1 protein-coding gene is annotated in these 1,035 nt (G+C 62.5%); it reads left to right on the forward strand.

Annotated features, from left to right (window positions below; all coding sequences use genetic code 11):
- Window positions 1-1,035 (forward strand): PilN family type IVB pilus formation outer membrane protein (pilN, locus tag JHD77_RS32150; protein ID WP_233412020.1); only part of this gene is annotated, 1,035 nt, incomplete at both ends.

The following is a 1,035-nucleotide window of genomic DNA, read 5'->3' on the forward strand; positions in this document are numbered from 1 at the left end:
GCCACCATGCTGTTTCCTGCCTTCGTCGCCAACGGCATGTCCCTAGGTGCCGGCGGCAGCATCGGGTCGAGCTTCGGGTCCTACGGCCCGCGGTCGCTGTACAACATCAAATGGAACGGCAAGGTCAGCGGATTCCTCGATCTCATCGCCGCCCGCGCCGGCGTGTCCTGGCGCTACAACCCAACCGAGAAACGGGTCGAGTTCTACTACCTGGACACTCGGACCTTCCGCATCTACGCCTTCGACGACGTCAACACGGTGGACTCCACCGTGCGTTCTGGTATGACGACGGCCGCCGGCATCAGCGGGGATGGCTCCGGATCCACTGGGCAGAATGGCAGCTCCGGCATCAGCGGCGACTCCGGCAGCAAGCAGACCACCAGCTCTGAGCTGAAGACCTCGATCCTCAGCGACATAGAAAACAGCATCAATTCGATGCTGACGCCGAGCATGGGACGCATGTCGCTGTCGCGTGCCACGGGCACCCTGACCGTTACCGACCGTCCAGAGGTCCTCAACCGTGTCCAGCAGCTGGTCAACCGGGAGAACGAGAGCATCACCAAGCAGGTGCTGCTGAACGTCAACGTGCTCTCGGTCGCCCTGACCGACAAGGATCAACTGGGGATCGACTGGAACCTGGTCTACAAGTCGCTCAACAACAAGTGGGGCATCGGCCTGAAGAACACCATGCCAGGCATCGATCAAAGCGCGATCTCCGGCTCCGTGAGCATCCTGGATACCGCCAACAGTGCCTGGGCAGGATCCAAGGCCATGGTCCAGGCGCTGGCCCAGCAGGGTCGCGTCTCGACCGTCCGCTCCCCGTCCGTGACCACGCTCAACCTCCAGTCGGCGCCGATCCAGATCGGCCGCTACGACAGCTACCTGGCCTCCAGCCAGATCTCCAACGTCGCCCAGGTCGGCAGTACCACCTCGCTGATCCCGGGCGCCGTGACCAGCGGCTACAACATGAGCCTGCTGCCGTTCGTGATGGAAAGCGGCGAGATGCTGCTGAAGATCAACATCAACATGACCTCC

It is taken from the genome of Pseudomonas sp. P20 (genome assembly GCF_016463925.1).
Taxonomy (GTDB): domain Bacteria; phylum Pseudomonadota; class Gammaproteobacteria; order Pseudomonadales; family Pseudomonadaceae; genus Pseudomonas; species Pseudomonas aeruginosa.